Annotated in this window: 17 protein-coding genes; 8 read left to right on the forward strand and 9 right to left on the reverse strand. The window is 62.2% G+C overall.

Features of this window, described 5'->3' with window-relative positions:
• Positions 1 to 325 precede the first annotated feature (325 nt).
• The gene (locus tag AACV02_RS30805; protein WP_372239722.1) at positions 326 to 1,030 is read left to right on the forward strand and encodes a methyl-accepting chemotaxis protein; all 705 of its coding nucleotides are present in this window, start codon (positions 326 to 328) and stop codon (positions 1,028 to 1,030) included.
• Between the two features lie 127 nt (positions 1,031 to 1,157).
• Entirely contained in the window at positions 1,158 to 1,586 is a 429-nt protein-coding gene (locus AACV02_RS00755) for a hypothetical protein (protein ID WP_119736544.1), read from the forward strand.
• Here AACV02_RS00755 and AACV02_RS00760 read toward each other — a convergent pair.
• Both AACV02_RS00760 and cra read right to left on the reverse strand, forming a co-directional pair.
• A complete protein-coding gene (locus tag AACV02_RS00760) occupies positions 1,533 to 2,309 on the reverse strand; it encodes a TatD family hydrolase (RefSeq protein ID WP_119736546.1) in 777 nt (258 codons plus the stop codon). The genes AACV02_RS00755 and AACV02_RS00760 overlap by 54 nt on opposite strands.
• Positions 2,310 to 2,311: 2 nt before the next feature.
• Entirely contained in the window at positions 2,312 to 3,307 is a 996-nt protein-coding gene (gene cra / locus AACV02_RS00765; RefSeq protein WP_106578617.1) for a catabolite repressor/activator, read from the reverse strand.
• Between the two features lie 294 nt (positions 3,308 to 3,601).
• On the opposite strand from cra, the gene ptsP reads away from it, so the two are divergent.
• The 4 genes from ptsP (at position 3,602) to AACV02_RS00785 (ending at position 10,864) form a co-directional block, all read left to right on the forward strand.
• Complete coding sequence (ptsP, locus tag AACV02_RS00770) at positions 3,602 to 6,460, forward strand: phosphoenolpyruvate--protein phosphotransferase (protein ID WP_119736549.1); 2,859 nt, start codon at positions 3,602 to 3,604, stop codon at positions 6,458 to 6,460.
• Complete coding sequence (gene pfkB / locus AACV02_RS00775) at positions 6,461 to 7,402, forward strand: 1-phosphofructokinase (protein ID WP_119736551.1); 942 nt, start codon at positions 6,461 to 6,463, stop codon at positions 7,400 to 7,402.
• A gap of 11 nt (positions 7,403 to 7,413) precedes the next feature.
• The gene (locus AACV02_RS00780) at positions 7,414 to 9,129 is read left to right on the forward strand and encodes a PTS fructose-like transporter subunit IIB (protein ID WP_119736553.1); all 1,716 of its coding nucleotides are present in this window, start codon (positions 7,414 to 7,416) and stop codon (positions 9,127 to 9,129) included.
• A gap of 193 nt (positions 9,130 to 9,322) precedes the next feature.
• On the forward strand, positions 9,323 to 10,864 hold the full coding sequence (locus AACV02_RS00785) for an alkaline phosphatase D family protein (RefSeq protein ID WP_119736555.1): 1,542 nt from the start codon (positions 9,323 to 9,325) through the stop codon (positions 10,862 to 10,864).
• A 132-nt stretch (positions 10,865 to 10,996) separates the two neighbouring features.
• Here AACV02_RS00785 and AACV02_RS00790 read toward each other — a convergent pair whose 3' ends face one another.
• Together AACV02_RS00790 and AACV02_RS00795 are read right to left on the reverse strand one after the other, a co-directional pair.
• Positions 10,997 to 13,522, reverse strand: a complete 2,526-nt coding sequence (locus AACV02_RS00790) for a PepSY domain-containing protein (protein ID WP_119736557.1) — start codon at positions 13,520 to 13,522, stop codon at positions 10,997 to 10,999.
• A 136-nt stretch (positions 13,523 to 13,658) separates the two neighbouring features.
• Positions 13,659 to 15,944, reverse strand: a complete 2,286-nt coding sequence (locus AACV02_RS00795) for a TonB-dependent receptor (RefSeq protein ID WP_119736559.1) — start codon at positions 15,942 to 15,944, stop codon at positions 13,659 to 13,661.
• Between the two features lie 207 nt (positions 15,945 to 16,151).
• On the opposite strand from AACV02_RS00795, the gene AACV02_RS00800 reads away from it, so the two are divergent.
• Together AACV02_RS00800 and AACV02_RS00805 are read left to right on the forward strand one after the other, a co-directional pair.
• On the forward strand, positions 16,152 to 16,832 hold the full coding sequence (locus tag AACV02_RS00800; protein WP_106578624.1) for a Fe2+-dependent dioxygenase: 681 nt from the start codon (positions 16,152 to 16,154) through the stop codon (positions 16,830 to 16,832).
• 1 nt (position 16,833) lies between these two features.
• Positions 16,834 to 17,583, forward strand: a complete 750-nt coding sequence (locus tag AACV02_RS00805; RefSeq protein WP_119736562.1) for a tetratricopeptide repeat protein — start codon at positions 16,834 to 16,836, stop codon at positions 17,581 to 17,583.
• Between the two features lie 49 nt (positions 17,584 to 17,632).
• On the opposite strand, the gene AACV02_RS00810 is transcribed toward AACV02_RS00805, so the two are convergent.
• From AACV02_RS00810 to AACV02_RS00830, 5 genes are all read right to left on the reverse strand, one after another.
• A complete protein-coding gene (locus AACV02_RS00810; protein WP_017138295.1) occupies positions 17,633 to 18,796 on the reverse strand; it encodes a type III PLP-dependent enzyme in 1,164 nt (387 codons plus the stop codon).
• Positions 18,797 to 19,273: 477 nt separating this feature from the next.
• Positions 19,274 to 20,431, reverse strand: a complete 1,158-nt coding sequence (locus AACV02_RS00815; protein WP_053131666.1) for an osmoprotectant ABC transporter ATP-binding protein OsmV — start codon at positions 20,429 to 20,431, stop codon at positions 19,274 to 19,276.
• Complete coding sequence (locus AACV02_RS00820; protein ID WP_027604864.1) at positions 20,428 to 21,081, reverse strand: ABC transporter permease; 654 nt, start codon at positions 21,079 to 21,081, stop codon at positions 20,428 to 20,430. The genes AACV02_RS00815 and AACV02_RS00820 overlap by 4 nt, the downstream gene beginning before the upstream one ends.
• Before the next feature lie 11 nt (positions 21,082 to 21,092).
• Entirely contained in the window at positions 21,093 to 21,989 is an 897-nt protein-coding gene (locus AACV02_RS00825; protein ID WP_106578626.1) for a glycine betaine ABC transporter substrate-binding protein, read from the reverse strand.
• Between the two features lie 20 nt (positions 21,990 to 22,009).
• Positions 22,010 to 22,726 (reverse strand): ABC transporter permease, encoded by a 717-nt coding sequence (locus AACV02_RS00830; RefSeq protein WP_119736564.1) that lies wholly within the window; start codon positions 22,724 to 22,726, stop codon positions 22,010 to 22,012.
• Between the last annotated feature and the right edge of the window lie 25 nt (positions 22,727 to 22,751).

Raw genomic sequence — 22,751 nt, forward strand, 5'->3', positions numbered from 1 at the left:
GTTTGTGCTGATCTTTTATTTGTATGCCGGTTTCTATGCGTCGACCCGCACCACATTGCGTCGCCTGGGGGCGATGATGGACAAGGTCGCGGGCGGCGACATGACCGTCAGCTTTGTTGCCCACAGCCGCGACGAACTCGGGGAGTTGGGCCAGGTATTCAACGGCACGGTGGCCAGGATTCATGACTTGATCGAGCGCGTCGGTCACACCGTCTGCCAGGTCGAGTGGCAAGCCGGTCAAGTGCAAGCCGTGTCGGCCCACAGCAACCAGGCGGTTTCCGGGCAGCGCAGCCAGATCGAGCAGGTGGCGACGGCCATGAACCAGATGTCGTCCACCGCCCAGGAAGTGGCGCGCAGTGCGGCGGCGGCGGTCAGCAGTGCCCACAGCGTCAACGACGAAACCGTCAGCGGCCGGGGCCTGGTGCAATCCCAGCAGGGCAGCATCGCGAGCCTGGCGTCAGAGATAGAGGCGTCAGTGCAGGTCATCAACCAATTGGCCACCGACAGCCAGTCGATCAGTGGCGTGCTCGAGGTGATCAAGAGCATCGCCGAACAAACCAACCTGCTGGCGCTGAATGCCGCGATTGAGGCGGCGCGCGCCGGCGAGCAGGGCCGCGGTTTTGCCGTGGTGGCCGACGAGGTGCGCACCCTGGCCCGACGCACCCAGCAGTCCACTGAAGAAATCGAACAGATGATCAGCCGACTGCACAGCGGTGTCGGCGCGGCCGTCAAGGCCATGGGCACCAGCCATGCCATGGCCAATGGCACAGTGGGGCAGTCGGAAAAGGTCCAGCAAGCCCTGGAAAATATCCTGGGCGCCGTCGGTATGATCGTCGATCAGAACCAGCAGATTGCCGCGGCCGTGGAGCAGCAAACCGCCGTTGCCCACGATATCGACCAGAACATCGTTGCCATCAATCGTGCGGGCGAGCATGCCGCCGAGGGCGCGCATCAGACCGAAACGGCCAGTCGGCTGCTGTCGGTGCAAGTCGTCGAGTTGAAGCAATTGATCGGCGCGTTTCGTGTGTAGGGCAGGCGCGTAGGACTTGGCCTTTGTGGGCCGTGGTGCCTGTCCTGATTTCTGTGTGTGCCTTTTTTGAATGCCTGAATGGGTGAGAATTTGTTTCAACCCGTCACGGTTCAAGGGAGGCACAGCGATGGCCACTGCCATGGGGATCAAAGGGCATTGCGCCCATTGCGACATCACGTTTGAACTCAAGCCCTGGCAAGTGAATGCGATTGCCATCCACGAGCCCTTCGAATGCCCCTATTGCCAGCGCACCCTGCAGTTGATATGCCCCAGGCAGTTGCGCCAGTTCAAGGCGCTGGACCACTGGGCCATGGTGGCCCCGAGCATGGTGGTATTGACCTGCTCGGTGCTGATTGTGGCGCTGGTGGCTGAGTGGGTCGGGATGCTCAGCGTTGTCGGGCAGCTCAACGTTTCGCTGGTGGCGGTGCTGATGCACTTTCTCGTGTTGCGTTACGCCCGCCATCGGCAACGGCTGACATTGAACTTGCAGGCGGTCAAACCGCTACCAGTTGAACAGCTCGCGCGCATTGCGTGTGCTCGTCTCGGCCAGCAGTAATGGGCTGATCCCCATGCGTTCGGCCAAGTCGGCGCAGATGTCCGGCAGGTGTTGCGGGCTGTTGCGCTGGCCCGGGTACATGGCGGGCGCCATGTCGGGCGAGTCGGTTTCCAGCACCACCGCGTCTAGGGGCAATCGCGCGAGTACTTTGTGCATGCGCAGCGCCTGTGGCCACGTGGCGGCACCGCCCAGGCCGAGTTTGAAACCCAGCTTGATGTACTCGCGAGCTTCCTCAAAACTGCCGGCAAACGCATGGATGATGCCGCCGCGTGGCAGGCGAATGCGCTTGAGGGTAGCGATCACTGCTGCATGGCTGCGGCGTACGTGCAGCAACGCCGGGAGCTGGAAGTCCACCGCCAGTTTCAGCTGCGCTTCAAACAGGCGCTGCTGGCGCTCGCGGTCCAGCTGTTCGAGAAAGTAATCCAGGCCGATTTCACCGACGGCGCACAGTTGCCGGTGGCCCTTCAAGCGCGTCAGCCAGTCGCCCAGCTCTGTCAGGTCGGCGGGGCGATGCTCATCGAGGTACACCGGGTGCAGGCCGAAGGCGGCGAACAAGCCTTCGTCTTCCTGCACCAGATTCCACAGCCGTTGCCAGTTTTGCTGATACACGCCCAACACCACCATGCGCTGCACGCCGAGTTGGCGGCTGTGGGCGAGGACTTGCCGGCGATCATGGTCGAAGTCCGGGAAATCCAGGTGGGTATGGGTGTCGATCAGCTCCACGCTCAAGCCTCGTGAATACGCTGCTTGAAGGTTCGGCCGATGGCGTGCACGCCCGGTTGGTACTGTTCTTCCTCGATGGCGGCCAACGCCAGGCGCAGGGCAGTGTCGGCAATCAGCTGATGTTGCTGGGCCATGGCGTTGACCGGCAGCGGCAGGAAGTCCAGCAACTGGGTGTCACCAAAAGTGCCCAGGCGCAGCGGCCGGGATTTGAGCGGGAAGTCGTGCAGCGCGTCGAACACACCTTGCAGCAGCACGTATGAAGTGGTCACCAGCGCGTCAGGCAAATGCCCCAGTTGTTGCAGAAGTTGCTCCATCAGCTGTCGGCCACAATCTCGGCTGAAGGCCTCGCCCTGTTCGACGATGACCTCACCCGTGAAGCCTTTCAGCGCTTCATGAAAACCGGCGGCGCGCTCCTGGCTGATGCCCAGCTCGGGACGCGCACCGATCAATACGATCTGTTTGGGCAACGGTTGCAGCAGGCTGCTGGTCAACTGCTGGCAGGCCTGGCGGTCATCACTGACCACCGAGCAAAACTGCTCCGTTTCCATCACCCGGTCGATCGCAATCACTGGCAGGCCTTTGGCTTGCAGCTCACGGTAGCTGTCATCGCTGGCCGGCAGGCAACTGGCCACAAACAGCGCATCGCAGCGCCGCGCGCGGAACAGCTGCAGCAATTGGCGCTCGCTCTCGGCCTCATCGTCGGAGCTGGCGATCAGCAACTGATAGCCGCGCGCCCGTGCGCCTTGTTCCAACAATTTGGCGATCCGTGCGTAACTGGGGTTTTCCAGGTCCGGCAGGATAAAGCCCAAGGTGCGCGTGTGCCGACTGCGCAGCCCGGCCGCCTGAGGGTTTGGGGTAAAGCCATGGGCTTCAACCACCGCGCGCACCCGTTCGACGGTTGCGCTGCTGATGCGTTGTTGCGCGGCCTTGTCATTGATGACGTAGCTTGCGGTGGTCACGGACACACCGGCCAGACGTGCGATATCACTGAGTTTCAAACCGGGATTTCCTTGTTTTTTAGAGCTTGCCCCGACATTTTGTCCAATCGTAACCGATTACTGAACACGACTATTGGCTGAGCTCAAGCGCCGAGTGGCGCTTCAAGCTTGCATAATTAGCGCGTAATCTGCCATAAATTCTAGATTAAACGTTTCAGCCAGCGTATTTTTACGACGTTCGCGACTGAGTGGCTACTGCCAATTGACCACTCAGACAGCTATTTTTGAACGCAGCCCCGCTGATTTATTCAAAACAATACCTAGTGCGCCCACCGCACTAACTAGGAGAACGGCATGCTTGAGCTCACTGTAGAGCAGATATCCATGGGCCAGGTGGCTGTGGATAAATCTGCTGCCTTGCACCTGCTCGCTGACAAACTGGTGGCCGACGGCCTGGTCGCCGAGGGTTACCTCAGTGGCTTGCAAGCGCGTGAAGCCCAAGGCTCGACCTTTCTCGGCCAAGGCATTGCCATCCCTCACGGCACCCCCGAAACCCGCGACCAGGTTTTTTCCACCGGCGTGCGCCTGCTGCAGTTCCCCGAAGGGGTGGACTGGGGTGATGGCCAGATCGTCTACCTGGCCATCGGCATTGCCGCCAAATCCGATGAACACCTGCGTTTGCTGCAATTGCTGACCCGCGCCCTCGGTGAAACCGATCTGGGCCAGGCGCTGCGCCGTGCCGGTTCGGCTGACGCCTTGCTGAAGCTGCTGCAAGGCGCGCCGCAGGAACTGGCGCTGGACGCGCAAATGATCAGCCTTGGCGTGTCCGCCGATGACTTCGAGGAGCTTGTCTGGCGAGGCGCGCGTCTGCTGCGCCAGGCTGATTGCGTGAGCAATGGTTTTGCTGCCGTGTTGCAGCAGGTCGACGCGTTGCCGCTGGGCGATGGCCTGTGGTGGTTGCACAGCGAGCAGACGGTCAAGCGTCCGGGCCTTGCGTTCGTCACGCCGGACAAACCCATGCGTTACCTCGGCCAGCCGCTCAACGGTTTGTTTTGCCTGGCCAGCCTCGGCGAAGCGCACCAGAATTTGCTCGAACGCCTGTGTGCGTTGCTCATTGAAGGGCGCGGCCAGGAACTCGGCCGTGCCACCAGCAGCCGCGCGGTGCTCGAAGTGCTCGGCGGCGAACTGCCGCCTGACTGGCCCAGCGTGCGCGTCACCCTGGCCAACGCCCATGGCTTGCATGCGCGGCCGGCGAAGATCCTCGCGCAATTGGCGAAAGGTTTTGACGGCGATATTCGCGTGCGCCTGGTGGATGGCCCGGTGGGCGCCGTGTCGGTGAAAAGTTTGAGCAAGTTGCTGAGCCTTGGCGCCCGTCGCGGCCAGGTGCTGGAGTTTGTCGCTGACCCGACAATTGCCGGCGATGCATTGCCCGCGTTGCTCGCGGCGGTAGAAGAGGGTCTGGGCGAAGAGGTCGAGCCACTGCCGACCGTAAGTGCCCAGCCCGCCACCGTCGACATCGAACCGGCCATCAGCGCGCCCGCAGCCGGCAGCCAGATCCAGGCCATCGCTGCCGCGCCGGGCATTGCCATCGGGCCTGCACATATCCAGATTCAGCACGTCTTCGATTACCCCCTTCGCGGCGAGTCCTCGGCCGTTGAGCGCCAGCGCCTGCAGAGCGCCCTGGCCGATGTGCGCCGCGATATCCAGGGCCTGATCGAACGCAGCCAGGCCAAAGCCATCCGCGAGATCTTCATCACCCACCAGGAAATGCTCGACGACCCGGAACTGACCGACGAAGTCGACACCCGCCTCAAGCAGGGCGAGAGCGCCGAAGCGGCGTGGATGAGCGTGATCGAGGCCGCCGCCAAACAGCAGGAGTCGCTGCAGGATGCCTTGCTCGCCGAGCGTGCCGCCGACCTGCGCGACATCGGCCGTCGGGTACTGGCGCAATTGTGCGGCGTCGAGACCGCCCAGGAGCCGAGCGAACCCTACATTTTAGTGATGGACGAAGTCGGCCCCTCCGACGTCGCGCGTCTGGACCCGGCCCGTGTCGCCGGCATTCTCACCGCGCGTGGCGGCGCCACGGCGCACAGCGCCATCGTCGCGCGGGCCCTGGGCATTCCCGCCTTGGTAGGCGCGGGCGCGGCGGTGTTGCTGCTCGCGTCCGGCACGCCATTGTTGCTCGATGGCCAGCGCGGTCGCCTGCATGTCGACCCCGATGCCACCACCTTGCAACGCGCCGGCGTTGAGCGCGACACCCGCGAACAGCGCCTGCAAGCGGCTTCGGCGCAGCGCCACGAACCGGCGTTGACCCGTGACGGTCATGCCGTGGAAGTGTTCGCCAATATCGGCGAGAGCGCCGGTGTTGCCGGCGCGGTGGAGCAGGGCGCCGAAGGCATCGGCCTGCTGCGCACCGAGCTGATTTTCATGGCTCACCCACAAGCGCCGGATGAAGCCACTCAGGAGGCCGAATACCGCCGCGTACTCGACGGCCTGGGCGGCCGCCCGCTGGTGGTGCGCACCCTCGATGTTGGGGGTGATAAACCGCTGCCGTATTGGCCGATCGCCCAGGAAGAAAACCCCTTCCTCGGTGTGCGCGGTATTCGCCTGACCTTGCAACGCCCACAGATCATGGAAGCGCAATTGCGTGCGCTGCTGCGCTCGGCGGACAACCGACCGCTGCGCATCATGTTCCCCATGGTCGGCAGCGTCGATGAATGGCGCGCGGCCCGGGACATGACCGAGCGCCTGCGCCTGGAAATTCCGGTCGCCGACTTGCAGCTGGGCATCATGATCGAAGTGCCGTCCGCCGCCTTGCTCGCGCCGGTACTCGCCAAGGAAGTCGACTTTTTCAGCGTCGGCACCAACGACCTGACCCAGTACACGCTGGCTATCGATCGCGGCCATCCGACGCTGTCGGCCCAGGCCGACGGCCTGCACCCGGCGGTGTTGCAACTGATCGACATCACCGTGCGTGCTGCCCACGCCCATGGCAAGTGGGTCGGCGTGTGCGGCGAATTGGCGGCGGACCCGCTGGCAGTGCCGGTGCTGATCGGGCTGGGGGTAGATGAGTTGAGCGTGTCGGCCCGCAGCATTCCTGAAGTGAAGGCGCGGGTACGCGAATTCAGTCTGAGCGAGGCCCAGAGCCTGGCGCAAAAAGCCCTTGCGGTGGGTTCGCCCGCGCAAGTGCGAGCCCTAGTGGAGGCCGTGTAAATGGCAAAGATTCTGACCCTGACGCTGAACCCGGCGTTGGACCTTACGGTACGCCTGGCACGCCTGGAGCCGGGGGCGGTCAACCGCAGCGAAACCCTGCTGACCCACGCCGCCGGCAAAGGTGTGAATGTCGCCCAAGTGTTGGCGGACCTTGGCCATCACGTCACCGTCGGCGGCTTTCTCGGTGAAGACAATCCGCAAGCTTTCGAGGCGTTGATTGCCCGGCGTGGTTTTGCCGACGCGTTTATTCGCGTACCGGGCGAAACCCGCAGCAACATCAAGATCGCCGAGCAGGACGGCCGGGTCACCGACGTCAATGCGCCGGGGCCGCAGGTCAGTGAGCAGGCCCAGCAGGCGTTGCTCAATCAACTGACGCTGATTGCGCCGGGGCACGACGCGGTGGTGGTTGCCGGCAGTTTGCCGCGCGGCATCAGCGCGCAGTGGTTTCAGGGCCTGCTGGTACACCTGAAAAGCCTCGGTTTGAAAGTCGCCCTCGACACCAGCGGCGAAGCCTTGCGCGCCGGTTTGCAGGCGGGCCCGTGGCTGATCAAGCCCAACACTGAAGAGTTGGCCGAGGCCTTGGATTGCGCCACGGACTCCATCGCGCAACAGGCCCAGGCCGCCGAGCGGTTGCACGCTCAAGGCGTGGAACATGTGGTGGTGTCCCACGGTGCCGACGGCGTGAACTGGTTCAGCCCGGGCACCGCGCTGCACGCCACGCCGCCCAAGGTCAGCGTCGCCAGTACGGTGGGCGCCGGCGATTCGCTGCTGGCCGGGATGCTGCACGGTTTGCTCAGGGTTGATCTGCCGCAAACCACCTTGCGGCGCGCCACGGCAATTGCCGCGATGGCCGTCACACAGATCGGGTTTGGCATCAGCGATGACGCGCAGTTGGCGCGTCTCGAAAGCGGCGTCCATGTGCGCGCGCTGACAGAACAATAAGAGGGTTTGTGATGAAGTTAGCCATTGTTACCGCCTGCCCGAACGGCATGGTCACCAGTGTGCTGTGCGCCCGCTTGTTGGACGCCGCCGCGCAGCGCCAGGGCTTGCACACCAGCGTCGAAGTGGTGGACGTGCAGCACCCGGAGCGCCAGTTGTCCCAGGCCACGCTCGATGACGCCGATTGGGTGTTGCTGGTCAGCAGCACGCCGGTGGAGATGCAGCGGTTTGTCGGCAAGCGCGTGTTCCAGAGCACGCCGGCCCAGGCGTTGGCGGATGTAGACGCAGTATTGCGTCGCGGCGCCGCAGAGGCTGAGGTCTATGTGGCGACGCAGCAGGCAGCCAGCACCGCGCCGCGTATCGTCGCGGTCACTGCCTGCCCCACCGGCGTAGCGCACACCTTTATGGCTGCCGAAGCCTTGCAGCAAACCGCCAAGCGCCTGGGCTACGACTTGCAGGTCGAGACCCAAGGCTCGGTGGGCGCGCGCACGCCGTTGAGCCCGGAGGCCATCGCCAATGCCGACGTGGTGTTGCTGGCGGCCGACATTGAAGTGGCCACCGAGCGCTTCGCCGGCAAGAAGATTTACCGCTGTGGCACTGGCATTGCCCTCAAGCAATCCGAAGCCACGCTCAACAAAGCCTTGGCCGAAGGCACAGTGGAAAGCGCGGCCGGCAGCGCGGTGGCGAAAAAATCGGAAAAGACCGGCGTGTACAAACACCTGCTCACCGGCGTGTCGTTCATGTTGCCGATGGTGGTGGCCGGCGGGTTGCTGATCGCCTTGTCGTTTGTGTTCGGCATTCATGCCTTTGAAGAAAAAGGCACCTTGGCGGCGGCACTCAAAACCGTCGGCGACCAGGCCTTTATGCTGATGGTGCCGCTGCTGGCGGGCTATATCGCCTACTCGATCGCCGACCGCCCCGGCCTCGCGCCGGGCATGATTGGCGGCCTGCTCGCGGGCACGCTGGGCGCGGGGTTTATCGGCGGGATTTTCGCCGGTTTCCTCGCGGGTTATTGCGTCAAGTTGATCACCCGCGCGGTGAAATTGCCGCAGAGCCTGGAGGCGCTCAAGCCGATCCTGATCATTCCATTGCTGGCGAGTTTGTTTACCGGCCTTGCAATGATTTATCTGGTTGGCCCGCCGGTCGCACGGCTGCTCACCAGCCTGACCGACTTTCTCAGCACTATGGGCACCACCAATGCGGTGCTGCTGGGCATCCTCCTGGGCGGCATGATGTGCGTCGATTTGGGTGGGCCGATCAACAAGGCGGCGTATGCGTTTTCCGTCGGCTTGCTGGCCGCTTCCAGCGGCGCGCCCATGGCCGCGACCATGGCCGCTGGCATGGTGCCGCCGATTGGCATGGGCATCGCCACGTTCCTGGCGCGGCGCAAGTTCGACCAGACCGAACGCGAAGCCGGCAAGGCCGCGATGATTCTGGGCCTGTGCTTTATTTCCGAAGGCGCGATACCGTTTGCGGCCAAAGACCCGCTGCGCGTGATCCCGGCCAGCATCGCCGGTGGCGCCTTGACCGGCGCGCTGTCGATGTACTTCGGCTGCAAACTGGCGGCGCCTCATGGTGGCCTGTTTGTGCTGGTCATTCCGAATGCGATGAACCATGCCCTGCTGTACTTGCTGGCGATTGTTGCCGGCAGCCTGCTGACTGGGTTGGTGTATGCGTTGATCAAGCGCCCTGAGGCGGTGGAACTCACCGTAGCTGCAGGAAAGGCCTGACACCGGTCAAAAATGTGGGAGCGGGCTTGCTCGCGAAAGCAGTGTGTCGGTCAATGCAGTCGTTGGTTGACACTGCGCTTTCGCGAGCAAGCCCGCTCCCACATTTGGCGCTCCGCAATTGCCGAGTCGGTGTCACATCCGCTTCATCCCCGCGTGCTTTAGTTGACCTTTTGATACTCAAGAGGGCACCTGCATGAGCCACTTCGATCTCGGCCGTCGCCGCGTGATGCAAGCCGTCGGCGCCGGCCTGCTGCTGCCGGGCCTGGCGCCGGCGGTGATCGCGTCGGTCAAGGACCGGCCGCAACTCACCGATGGCGTGCAGTCCGGCGACCTGCTGGGCGACCGCGCGATGATCTGGAGCCGCAGCGACCGCCCGGCCAAGATGGTGGTGGAATGGGACACCCGCAGCGTGTTCAGCAACCCGCGAAAATTCATCTCGCCACTGGCCGACAGCCGCACCGACTTTACCGCCCGCGTCGAACTCACCGGGTTACCGCTCGACCAGGCGATCTTTTACCGCGTGCATTTTGAAGACGCCCAGACCGGCGTCGCCAGCGAGCCGTGGTTCGGCCACCTGCGCAGCGTGCCGCAACAACGCCGTGACATCCGTTTTGTGTGGAGCGGCGACACCGTCGGCCAGGGCTTTGGTATCAACCCGGACATTGGCGGCATGCGCATCTACGAAGCGATGCGCCTGCGCCTGCCGGACTTCTTTATTCACAGCGGCGACACCATCTACGCCGACGGCCCGGTGCCGGCGCAGTTGAGCGTTGAAGACGGGCGCATCTGGCGCAACATCACCACCGAAGCCAAGAGCAAAGTCGCCGAAACCCTGGATGAGTACCGCGGCAATTACCGCTACAACCTGCTCGACGAAAACGTGCGCCGCTTCAACGCCGAGGTGCCGCAGATCTGGCAGTGGGACGATCACGAGGTGGTGAATAACTGGTCGCCGAGCAAGCAACTCGATGAGCGCTATCAGACCAGGGACATCGACACGTTGGTGGGCCGCGCACGTCAGGCCTGGCTGGAGTATTCACCGATGCGTCGGCAAAGCGCCGATGGCGGCGGGCGGATCTATCGCAAGCTCAGTTACGGCCCGTTGCTGGATGTGTTCGTACTGGACATGCGCAGTTACCGTGGCCCCAACGACGACAACCTGGGAGGCGAAAAACCGTTCATGGGCCGTGAGCAACTGGACTGGCTCAAGCGCGAACTCAAGGCCTCAACGGCGCAATGGAAGGTCATCGCCGCCGACATGCCCATCGGCCTTGGCGTGCCTGACGGCGAGGTCAGCCCTGGCGTGCCGCGCTGGGAAGCGATTGCCAACGGCGACCCTGGCCCGGCCCAGGGCCGTGAGCTGGAGATTGCCGAACTGTTGGGGTTTTTGCGTGCCCAGCAGGTGCGTAACCATGTGTGGCTGACGGCGGATGTGCATTATTGCGCGGCGCACCATTACCACCCTGACCGGGCGGCGTTTCAGGATTTCGAGCCGTTCTGGGAGTTTGTGGCCGGGCCTTTGAATGCAGGGAGTTTTGGGCCCAACCCGTTGGATAAAACCTTTGGTCCGCAGGTGGTGTTCGAGAAGGCGCCGCCTGCGCAGAACACCTCGCCGCTGGCCGGGTTTCAGTTTTTTGGTGAGGTGCAGATTGATGGGCAGACGGCGGAGTTGACGGTGATTTTGCGCGACTTGGATGGGGTCTCTGTGTTTGAGCAAAAACTGCAGCCGGCCTGATCTGCAATGCACTTAAAAACGGTGGGAGCTGGCTTGCCTGCGATTGCATCACCCTGGTGTCACTGATACACCGAGGTGCCTGCATCGCAGGCAAGCCAGCTCCCACATTTGATCCTCGGTGTTTATGAGGGCTTAGTACACATCCCGGCGATAGCGCCCTTGCTCGATCAGGCGCTCGACTGCTTCGCTGCCCAGCACCTCATGCAACACCTGGTCCACGCCCGTTGCCATGCCCTGCAAACTGCCGCAGACATAAATGGCCGCGCCGTCTGCCAGCCATCGACGCAGCACGTCCGCCGACTCGCGCAGGCGATCCTGTACGTAGATTTTTTCTGGCTGGTCGCGCGAAAACGCCAGGTCCAGCAGGGCCAGATCGCCGCTGGCCAGCCAGCCTTGCAGCTCGTCCTGGCACAGGTAGTCGTGGGCAATATTGCGCTCGCCAAACAGCAGCCAGTTGCGCTGCTGGCCAGCGGCAATGCGTGCCTTGAGCAAGCTGCGCAGGCCGGCAAGGCCGGTGCCGTTGCCCAAAAGGATCAGCGGCACTGGCGCCTCTGGCAGGTGGAAACCACTGTTGCGACGCAGGCGCAGGCTGATGCTTGAGCCGAGGGCGGCGTGTTCGGTCAGCCAGCCGGAACCCAGGCCCAGGCTGCCGTCGGGGTGACGTTCCTGGCGCACGATCAACTCCAGCACGCCGTCGCTGGCAATCGAGGCGATGGAGTATTCGCGCATGCCCAGGGGCACCAGGGCGTTCACCAGTGCCTGGGCGTGCAGGCCGACCAAGTGCGCGCGGTTGTCCGGCAGTTGGCGGGTGGCCAGGGCTTGGTTGAGGGTTTGCGCAAGGCCGTCGATCAACACGCCGTCGCTGCCGGCCAGGCCCAGGCCGGCAAGGAAGTGTTCGATGGCCCACGGGCAATTGCGCGGCAGTATTTCCACCAGGTCGCCGGCCAGCCAGGTGTGTGACGAAGGCGGTGTGAGGCCGAGCAAGTAAATGTCCGAGCCGACGCTGTCGCGGTTGAGCAGGGTGCGTCGGGTCAGGGTCCAGTTTTCGTACTGGGCGGTCTGCCAGGCGGATGCCGGCGCATGCCCGGTGAGCTGGCCCAGTTGCTGTTGCCAGGTCAGCAGCGCTTCGGTGTCGCCGCTGTCGACTTCCACAGGCGCGAACAACGGGTTGCCGCCTTGATGGGTCAACCAGAAATGCAGGCGCCGGGCAAAGCCGCAGAAGTGTTCGTACTGGCGGTCACCCAGGGCCAGCACCGAGTAGTTAAGGCCTTTGAGCGACAGGTCCTGGCCGAGCACGCTGCGCTCGAAACCACGGGCGCTGTCGGGCGCTTCGCCGTCGCCGAAGGTGCTGACTACAAACAGTGCATGTTCTGACTCACACAGGTCTTGCTGGCTGACACTGCCCAACGGCTGCACCTTCACCGGCAGGCCGGCGGCCTGTAATTGCCCGGCTGTCTGCCATGCAAGCTGTTCGGCAAAGCCGCTTTGGCTGGCAAAGCCGATCAGCCACGCCGGGGCGTCGCTGTGGCTGGCGCCGAGGCCTTTGCGGGCATCGCGGACCTGGCGTTTTTTACGGCGGCGGTCGAGGTAGAGCAGCCAGCCGGTAATAAAGAACAGCGGCATGCACAGCGCACTGACGGTCAGAATGATGCGGCCTACCAGCCCGAAGTAGCTGCCGGTGTGCAGCGCGTAGACACTGGTGAGCAATTGCGACTTGAAGGTCTTGCTCGCGTAGCGGTCATGGGACTTGACCTCGCCGGTGGCCGGGTCGAGGTTGATCTGGTTCAGCGCGCGGTCGTGCGGCGATGTTTTGAGCAGGTAATACACAATGGCCGGCTGCCCGGCGACGGCCGGCATACGGATGTTGTAGGCGCTCAAGCCGGGGCCGGCGTTGGCGTAGATGCTGCTCCAGATCGCGTCGTAGTTGGCCACGGGCGCCGGGCCTTCGGGCGGCGGGCCGCGCTTGCGCATGCGTTCATTTTGCGGGGCGTCGGAGAGCAGTTTGGTTACGCCCTGGTTGTACCAGTCATACGACCAATACAGGCCGGTGAGCGCGGCCAATAGGTAAAACAGCAGGCACCAGGTGCCGAACACCGAGTGCAGGTCCCAGTTGAAACTGCGGCCCTTTTTGCGCCAGTCCAACGTCAGCCAGGCGCGCCAGCTTGCCACCTGGCGCGGCCAGCGCAGGTACAGGCCCGACAGGCAGAAGAACACCAGGATCAGCGTGCAGGCACCGGTGATTTGCCGGCCGGTATCGCCAGCCGCCAGGAAGCGGTGCAGCTGCAAGATGAAACCGAACACGTCCTGGCCGACGGCGTCGCCCATGTAGTTGCCGGTGTACGGGTCGAAGTAGCGCATCTGGCCACGCCGCTCGCCCGGTGGTGCGGTGAAGAACACGCGCGCGGCGTTGCCGCTGTCGCTTTCTACCCACAGCATCGACACGGTCTTGCCTTCGGTGGCCTCCAGCTTGCGCACCAGTTCGGCAGGCGGCAGCACGCCGGCTTCGCGTTTTTCGACGCTCAAGACGGTCGGATTGAGCGCGCGCAGAATTTCATCCTGAAACGAGACCGCAGCCCCGGTGATCCCCATCAATGCCAGCACCAGCCCGGCGGTAATGCCGAAGAACCAGTGCAACTGGAACAGGGTTTTCTTCAACACGTCGGACCGCCTCGCTCATCTGGATATATAAGTCACGGCGCGCATTATGCCGTGGGCTAACGAGAAATATTCTGTTTTACACGCAAAAGCCCCACGCATCCGATGCGTGGGGCTTTGGGCCAGAAGTTGGCCGCGTTTAGAAGTGGAAACTGGTGGTCAACAACGCCGTACGACCGGCCGCCTGGTTGGCGAAGTGCGCCGCGTAAGCTTTGTCGTAGTAGGTCTTGTCGGTCAGGTTTTGCACGTTCAGTTGCAGGTCGACGTTCTTGGTCAGCTTGTAGCTGGCCATGGCGTCGTAGCGCGTGTACGACGGCACGTAAACGGTGTTGGCCGCGTCGCCGTAAACCTGGTCGACGTAGAACGCGCCGCCGCCGATGGTCAGCTTTGGCGTGATGTCATAGGTGGTCCACAGGCTGAAGGTGTTTTTCGGCGTGTTGGGCATTTGGTTGCCCTTGTTGGAACCGGCAGTGACGACACCCTGGCGGTTGCCGTTTTTGCCGGGGTCAACCAGCTCGCTTTTCAGGTAGCTGTAGCCGGCGAACACTTGCCATTGTTCGGTGAGCTTGCCGCTGGCGGACAGTTCGATGCCGTCCACTCGCGATTCGCCCGCGGTTTCGTAGGTGTTGGAGTCCACCAGAATGCGCGTGTTTTTCTTCTCGGTACGAAAGATCGCGCCGGTCAGGGACAGGCGGTTGTGGAACAGGTCCCACTTGGTGCCCAGTTCGTAGTTGACGGTTTCTTCGGGTTTCAGGTCGCTGGTGTTGATGCCGGTAACGAAGCCGTTGGTTTCCTGGCCTTCACCGACCATGCCGCCGGCAGGCGATGCCGAGGTGGCGTAGGAGGTGTAAATGCTGCCGTTCTCCAGCGGCTTCCAGACCAGGCCCGCCTGCCAGTTGAAAAACTGGCTGTCGTCCTTGATTTTGCTGCGCCCCGCGGCGGCGTTGGTGTTGGCTTCGGTGTCGAAGGTGTCGTAGCGCAGGCCGAGGTTCAACAGCCATTTCGGGTCCAGCTCAAGGGTATCGAACACGTAGGCGGCGCGGCTGGTGGCCTTGGTGTTGGTGCCGTAGTAGTTGCGCGCGACGCTGCCGGTCCAGGCGTCATCCGGCGTCGGGTTGCTCAGCGAGGTGCACTGCCCGCCCAGGCTGCCTTTGGCCACGGTGCAGGTCGGGTTGGCGTTCGGGCTGACTGTGTAGCCGCTGACGCGGGTTTCTTCGCCGGTGAATTCCAGGCCGGTGGAGTACGAGTGCTTCATGCCCGCCAGTTGGAAACTGCCGAACAGGTCGGTCTGGTTGGTGGTGGTGTCGGTGGTCGACACTCGCGTGTTGGCACGGCGCCACACGGTGCCGAAACGGCTGACGTTGCGCTGGCTGTCGTCCGGCTGAGTGAGCACGTAGTCCTGGCCGGTGCTGCCATGGCGCAGGGTGTTTTTCAGCGTCATGTTGTCGTTCAGGTCGTGCTCGATGGAGAACGTGCTGATATCGGCGCGGGTCTTGCGGAAGTCGCGGTCTTTCAAGCCGTAGAAGTTGTTGCTGTCGCCGCCATCGGTGGGTTTGTCGTGCCCGTGGGCAGTGGCGGTCGGCGAGCTGTAGCCGTAGGGAATGCCCGAGTCCGGCAGGTCGTTGCTTTCCATGTGGTAGTAGCTGAAGTTGACGCGCGTCGGCGTGCCCAGGCCGAAGGTCAGCGACGGCGCAACACCCCAGCGGTCATAGTCGATGACATCGCGGCCAGCCACGTTCTGCTCGTGGCTCATCAGGTTCAAGCGGAACGCGGCGTTGTCGAGGAACTGGCGGTTCACGTCGAGCACGTAGCGGCGGGTCTGGTCGGAGCCGTAGGTGAAACCACCGTTGGTGAAGTCGCGCGCCTGTGGCGTTTTGCTCACCAGGTTGATGCTGCCGCCAGCCGAACCCCGACCGCCGAACGAGGAGTTCGGGCCTTTGCTGACTTCGATCGATTCGATGTCGAAGATCTCGCGGCTCTGGCCGCCGGTGTCGCGCACGCCGTCCAGGTAAGTGTCGCCCTGGGCATCAAAACCGCGAATGAACGGACGGTCGCCCTGAGGGTTACCGCCTTCACCGGCACCGAAAGTAATGCCCGGTACAGTGCGCAAGGCGTCCTGCAACGAGGTGGCGGCGGTGTCCTTGAGCACTTGTTGCGGCACCACGGTCACCGAGCGCGGGGTGTCTACCAGTGGCGCGGTGTACTTTTGCGAAGCGGCTTTTTCCACCTGGTAGGACGTGTTGTCCTGCTCCTGGCCGGTAATACTGGTGGCGCCCAGGGAGATGCTGTTGCGCTCGCCTTTCTGTTCAGTGCTTTCGGCCGCTTGCGCCAATTGGGCGGCAGAGCTGGCGCTGAGTGCTACGCCGATGGCCGAAGCCAGCATGCGTGGTGAACTGGCTGATGTTTTTAGCAGTGTGCGCGACATTGACGTGTCCCTTCCCCAAGGTTGTAAGGCCGCGGAATATAGGGTCAACAAGAGTTTCTATCAATTGCGATACATTACTATTCGCACTGAATTTACATTCTTTACACTTTTTGCTTACGGTTTTTACGAACTCGTTCGTCTCCCGCGTTTTACAGGGCGGATAAGAATCAATACCATTGGCGCCTCTCTGCCTTCAGGTACCGCCCCATGCTGCTGCACATTCCCGGCCTGTTCTCTCGCGAGGAAGTGCTGCGCATTCGCCAAGCCTTGGAAAACACCGAGTGGGCCGACGGTAAAATCACCGCCGGGCATCAGTCCGCCAAAGCCAAACACAACCTGCAATTGCCCGAGGGCCACCCGCTGGCCAAGGAAATTGGCGCGGCGATGCTCGAGCGTTTGTGGAAAAACCCGCTGTTTATGTCAGCGGCGTTACCGCACAAGGTCTTTCCGCCTTTGCTCAATTGCTACACGGCCGGTGGCAGTTTCGACTTCCACATCGACAACGCCGTGCGCCAGGCGCGGGGCAGCCATGAACGGGTCCGGACCGATCTGTCGTCCACACTGTTTTTCAGTGATCCGGATGAATACGACGGTGGCGAGCTGGAGATCCAGGACACCTTTGGTCTGCAGCGGGTCAAGCTGCCGGCCGGCGACATGGTGCTGTACCCAGGTTCGAGCCTGCACAAAGTCAACGCCGTAACCCGTGGCGCGCGTTACGCTTCGTTCTTCTGGACCCAAAGCCTGGTGCGTGAAGACAGCCAGCGCACCTTGCTGTTCGAGATGGACGGCGCCATCCAGCAACTGACCCGCGATGTTCCTGACCATCCAGCGCTGATCCAGCTCACCGGCACGTACCACAACCTGTTGCGCCGCTGGGTCGAGGTCTGACATGGGCTTTTTTTTGCGCCGTGAAGAAGTGCTCAACGTCGAGCAACTGCAAAGCATGCTCGACGATTCCCCGGTGCGCGCCGCCCAGGCGATTTTGATGGCAGCCAAGGCGGGCGTGGTTGATGCCCAGGCCTTGCTGGGACAAATCCTGCTGGAAGGGCGCGGCATTGCGCGCGATGAAGCGCTGGCGCTGCGCTGGTTCCGGATCGCCGCCAACGGCGGGCAGTTGATGGCACGCAATATGGCCGGGCGTTGCCTGGAACATGGCTGGGGCTGCGCCGTAGATGAGGTGGCAGCTGCGCGAGAGTATCGCCTGGCGGCAGAGGCCGGGTTGGATTGGGGCCAATACAACTATGCCAACCTGCTGGCCACCGGTCGTGGTGTCGACGAAGACCGACCGCAAGCGCTGGGCTTTTATCGGCTGGCTGCAGAGCAGGGCCACGCCAAGTCGATGAACCTTGTGGGGCGTTATTTGGAAGACGGCCACTATTGCCCGAGGGATTTTGAGGCGGCTGTCGAGTGGTATCGGCGCTCAGCCGAAGGCGGGGATTTTCGCGGGCAGTTCAGTTATGCCGCGATAGTGGCTGACCGAGGCCGAATCGACGAGGCATTGGCGTGGCTGCGCAAGGCGCTGGCGGGCGGCAATCTGAAGTTTTTGCGAACGGCCCACGCTGCGTTGGCCGCAGCCACTGACCCACAGGTTCGTGCAATGGCCGAGGCCTACCAACAGCGCGCCGCGAGCCTTTGCTGACCGATAAAAAAACCCATGACATGTCATGGGTTTTTTGTGTGCGAATTGCTTACACGTAGTAAGACTTCAACGGTGGGAAGCCATTGAATTCCACGGCGCTGTAGCTGGTGGTGTACGCACCGGTCGACAGCCAGTACAAACGGTCACCAATCGCCAGGTTCAGTGGCAGGCCGTACTTGTAGTTCTCGTACATGATGTCGGCGCTGTCGCAGGTAGGACCGGCGATGACCACTTCTTCCATCTCGCCTTTCTTCTCGGTCCAGATCGGAAACTTGATGGCTTCGTCCATGGTTTCGATCAGGCCGGAGAATTTGCCCACGTCGGTGTATACCCAACGCTCGACGGCGGTGCGGGATTTACGCGCAACCAACACCACTTCGCTGACCAGGATCCCGGCGTTGGCGATCAACGAGCGGCCCGGCTCCAGGATGATTTCCGGCAGGTCGTCGCCGAAATCTTCCTTGAGGAAGCGGATGATTTCTTCGGCGTAGGTTTCCAGGCTGTTGGTGCGGGTGATGTAGTTGGCCGGGAAGCCACCGCCCATGTTGATCAGCTTGAGGTGGATGCCGTCTTCTTCCTTCAGGCGTTCGAAGATCACTTTGACCTTGGCAATCGCCGCGTCCCACACGCTGATGTCGCGCTGCTGCGAGCCAACGTGGAAAGAGATACCGTATGGCACCAGGCCCAGGTCGCGGGCGAGGATCAGCAGGTCCATGGCCATGTCGGTCTGGCAGCCGAATTTGCGCGACAAAGGCCAGTCGGCCGTGGTCGAGCCTTCGGTGAGGATACGCACATAGACTTTCGAGCCCGGCGCGGCCTTGGCGATGTTGCGCAGGTCGGCTTCGGAGTCGGTGGAGAACAGACGCACGCCCTTATCAAAGAAGTAGCGAATGTCCTTGGATTTTTTGATGGTGTTGCCGTAGCTGATACGGTCGGGGCTGACGCCACGGTCCATGACCTTGTCCAGCTCGTAGATCGAGGCGATGTCGAAGCTCGAACCCTTGTCTTTCAACAGGTCGATGATCTCGACGGCAGGGTTGGCCTTGACCGCGTAATAGACTTTGGCGAATTCGAAACCGGCGCGCAGGTCATCGTAGGCCTGGCTGATCATCGCGGTGTCGATCACCACGAACGGGGTTTCTTGCTTGTCGGCGAACGCCTTCATTTTGTCAAAAGTGGCGCGCGCGAAATAATCTTCGACGTTGATCGACATGCTGGGAACTCCTAAGGGCAAACTAATTTGATCAATGGGTGCAAATGAACGTCCTCCGTATCCCCACTTTGGTTCGCCTACTTCCCAAGGCATGTCGCCGAAAGCAAAAAGGCCATGGGAATAAACGCTTCCCTTGGCCTTGCTGTCTCGTCGTCAGTACTTGAGCCGGATGGATCGTTTCCAGCATGGACGTTCGGCGCGAACTTTAGGACGTGAGGGGCCATAGATCAACTAAAAATGTCGCGTTTTTGCACGCGTTCGTCGCAGGACCGCGTGCAGCTACTTATGTAACCGACCGGTGTGACGGATTGATGTTCCCCGGGAGGACCAAATCGGTGGGATTTCCCTGACTCACCAACGAGCAAATGTGGGAGGGGGCTTGCCCCCGATGGCGGTGTGTCAGTCACTTCATCAGTCACTGATCCACCGCTATCGGGCGCAAGCCCCCTCCCACCTGTTGCACTGTGTTATTTCAGGTCAGGCCAGCGCAGTCTCGGCAGGCGAGACAATACTGGTCTTGCCCCCACGCGACTTACCGGAACTCAAGTACTCGGCAATCGACTCCTGGGTCACTTCACCGAGGAACACGCGCTCCGCGTCCATCACCGGCAACCACGAGCGGTTGAACTCGTACATGCGCGACAGCAGGATGCGCAAGTGCTCGTCGTACGCCGCCGTGGCGTTGAACTCGCGCAGGTACTGGCCGCACGTACCGGTCTGACGGTGCAGGTCGCGACGTCGTACATAACCCAGCGCCTTGTTCTCGGCACAGGTGACCACCACGTAGCGACGGTCCGTTTCGTCCATCAGCTCCAGGGCCTCGGCCACCGGGGTTTCCGGGCTCACCGACGGGGCGTTGTCCGCCGCGTCTTCGGCTTTCACCAGCAGCAGGCGCTTGAGGGTGCTGTCCTGGCCGACGAAGTTGCTGACGAACTCGTCAGCCGGATGCGCCAGCAGCGTGTCCGGGTGGTCGATCTGCAGCAGCTTGCCGGCACGGAAGATCGCAATCTTGTCGCCCAGCTTGATCGCTTCATCGATGTCGTGGCTGACCATGATCACGGTCTTGTTCAGCGCGCGCTGCATCTCGAAGAATTCGTTCTGGATCATCTCGCGGTTGATCGGGTCGACCGCGCCGAACGGCTCGTCCATCAGCAGCAGCGGTGCATCGGCCGCCAGCGCACGGATCACACCGATGCGCTGTTGCTGGCCGCCCGACAGTTCACGCGGGTAGCGATGCAGGTATTGCTTGGGTTCCAGCTTGATCATGCTCATCAACTCGCGGGCGCGGTCGTGGCATTTCTGCTTGTCCCAGCCGAGCAGCTTGGGCACCACCACGATGTTTTCCTCGATGGTCATGTTCGGGAACAGGCCGATCTGCTGGATCACATAACCGATGTTGCGACGCAAGGTCACCTCATCCAGGTCGGTGGTGTCTTCGCCGTTGATCAGGATCTTGCCCGAGGTGGGCTTGATCAGGCGGTTGATCATTTTCAGCGTGGTGCTTTTGCCGCAACCCGAGGGGCCGAGGAACACGCAAATCTCGCCTTCATTGACGGTCAGGCTTACGTCGTTCACGGCAGATACGGTTTTGCCGTTGCTTTGAAAAGTCTTGGTCAGGTTTTGAAGTTCGATCATTTGAGCAGTCCTTTTGGAGTCAGCGAGCGTTGCAGCCATTGCAGAAGCAGGTCGGCGAAGATGGCCAGAAGACTGACCAGCACGGCGCCAACGATCAGCATCGACATGTCGCTGCGGCTGATGGAAGCCAGAATAAGTACACCCAGACCACCGGCGCCGATGGTGGCGGCAATGGTCATTACGCCAATGTTCATCACCACGGCGGTGCGCACACCGGCGAGGATCACCGGCACGGCGATGGGCAGTTCAACCATGCGCAGGCGCTGGCCGAAGGTCATGCCGATGCCTTTGGCGGCTTCGCGAATGCCCGGTTCCACGCCCGTCAGGGCCAGGTAGGTGTTACGCATGATCGGCAGCAGCGAGTAGAGGAACACCGCGGTGATCGCCGGCATTGGCCCCAGGCCCTGGCCGAACTTGGAGTAGAAAGGCAGCAGCAGGCCGAACAGCGCGATCGACGGCACGGTCAGCAGCACGGTGGCGCTGGCTTGCAGCGGGCCGGCCAGGGTCGGGAAGCGCGTCATCAACACGCCCAGCGGCACGCCCACGACGATTGCCAGAATGACGGCAATGCCGACCAGGGTGATGTGCTGCCAGGTCAGGTGCAGGACCTGGGCCCAATCAAGATGGGAAAAGGCGTTCAGAAATTCCATGTCTTCTCCTCTTATTGGCTGATGGGATGTTGGCGCAGGAAGTCTGCGGCCACGGCGGACGGGCTTTCATGGTCCACGTCGACCCGCGCGTTCAGCTGGCGCATGGTTGCGTCGTCGAACAGCGCGGCCAATGGTTTCAGGTCGGCGGCCAGTTCAGGGTGAGCGTCGAGATAATCCTGACGCACCACCGGCGCGGCGGTGTAGTCCGGGAAGTAGTGTTTATCGTCTTCCAGCAGCTTCAATTTGAAAGCGTTCAGGCGACCGTCGGTGGTGTAGACCAACCCGGCAAACACCTGGCCATTACGCAGCGCGGTGTAGACCAGGCCGGCGTCCATCTGCCGGGTGTTTTTGCGCGTGAGGTTCATGTCATACAGCTTGACCATGCCGGCCATGCCGTCGGAACGGTTGGCGAACTCGGTGTCCAGGGCCACCAGGCGCGTGCCTTTGGTTTTCTCGGCCAGGGCTTGGGTCAGGTCGCTGATGCTGTTGATCTGCGGGAATTCCTTGGCCACGTTTTCCGGCAACGCCAATGCGTAGGTGTTGCTGAATTTCGACGGAGAGAGCCAGACCAGGCCTTTTTTCGCATCGAGTTCTTTGACTCGGGCGTAAGACTGTTCGCTGTCGAGCTTCTCGTCCACATGGTTGTAGGCCACCAGCGACACGCCGGTGTATTCCCAGATCAGGTCCAGTTGCCCGCTTTCCTGGGCACTGCGCGCCAGGTTGCTGCCCAGGCCGCCGGTCACGCGGGTGTCGTAACCCTTGGTGCGCAGGTACTGGGAGGTGATTTCGGCGAGCAGCGTCTGTTCAGTGAACACGCGGGCGCCGATGCGGATGACGGGTTTTTCGGCGGCTTGCGCAACACCTGCCAACAGCAGGACGCAGCCTAATATCAAGCTTAACTTTTTCATGTCGATTCCTTTGCCAAGCCTTAAGACGGACGCAACCCGCGTTCCAGCCAGAGGCGGCTGGCCATGGTCACCAGACCGTCAAGCAGCAATGCCAGCAGCGCGGTGCACGCGGCGCCGAGCAGCAATTGCGGCTGATTGTTCAGGGCGATGCCGGGGAAGATCAGGCTGCCCAGGCTGTTGGCACCAATCAGGAACGCCAGCGGTGCGGTGCCGACGTTGATCGCCAGGGCCACGCGCACACCGCCGATGATGATCGGCACGGCGTTGGGCAATTCCACGCGAAACAGCACCTGGCGCGGCGTCATGCCGATGCCGGTGGCGGCTTCTTTCAACGAGCCTTGAACGTTTTTGATGCCTTCGTAGGTGTTGCGCACAATGGGCAGCAACGAGGCGAGGAACAACGCGAAGATGGCCGGGCCACTGCCGATGCCGAGGACGCCGAGGGCGATGGCCAGTACGGCCAGGGGCGGGACGGTGTTGCCGATGTTGAAGATCTGCATGAAGCGTTCTGCGCGCCCGACCATGTTCGGTCGGCTGAGCAGGATACCGGCGGGGATGCCTACAACGAGGGCTGCCAGCATGGAGACAAGAACGAGGATCAGGTGTGCTTGCAGGTAAAACAACAAATCGTCGCGGTACAGTTCGATCGTGTTGATGCCGATCCAGTGGACCAGCAGGGCCAGGAGAGCGACGACAACCGCTCCTCCTATCAGCCCTTTGCCATAGCGAATAGCCACAGGCGGACTCCTTTTTTTCTTCTGT

This window comes from Pseudomonas sp. Larv2_ips, assembly GCF_963879675.1.
GTDB lineage: Bacteria > Pseudomonadota > Gammaproteobacteria > Pseudomonadales > Pseudomonadaceae > Aquipseudomonas.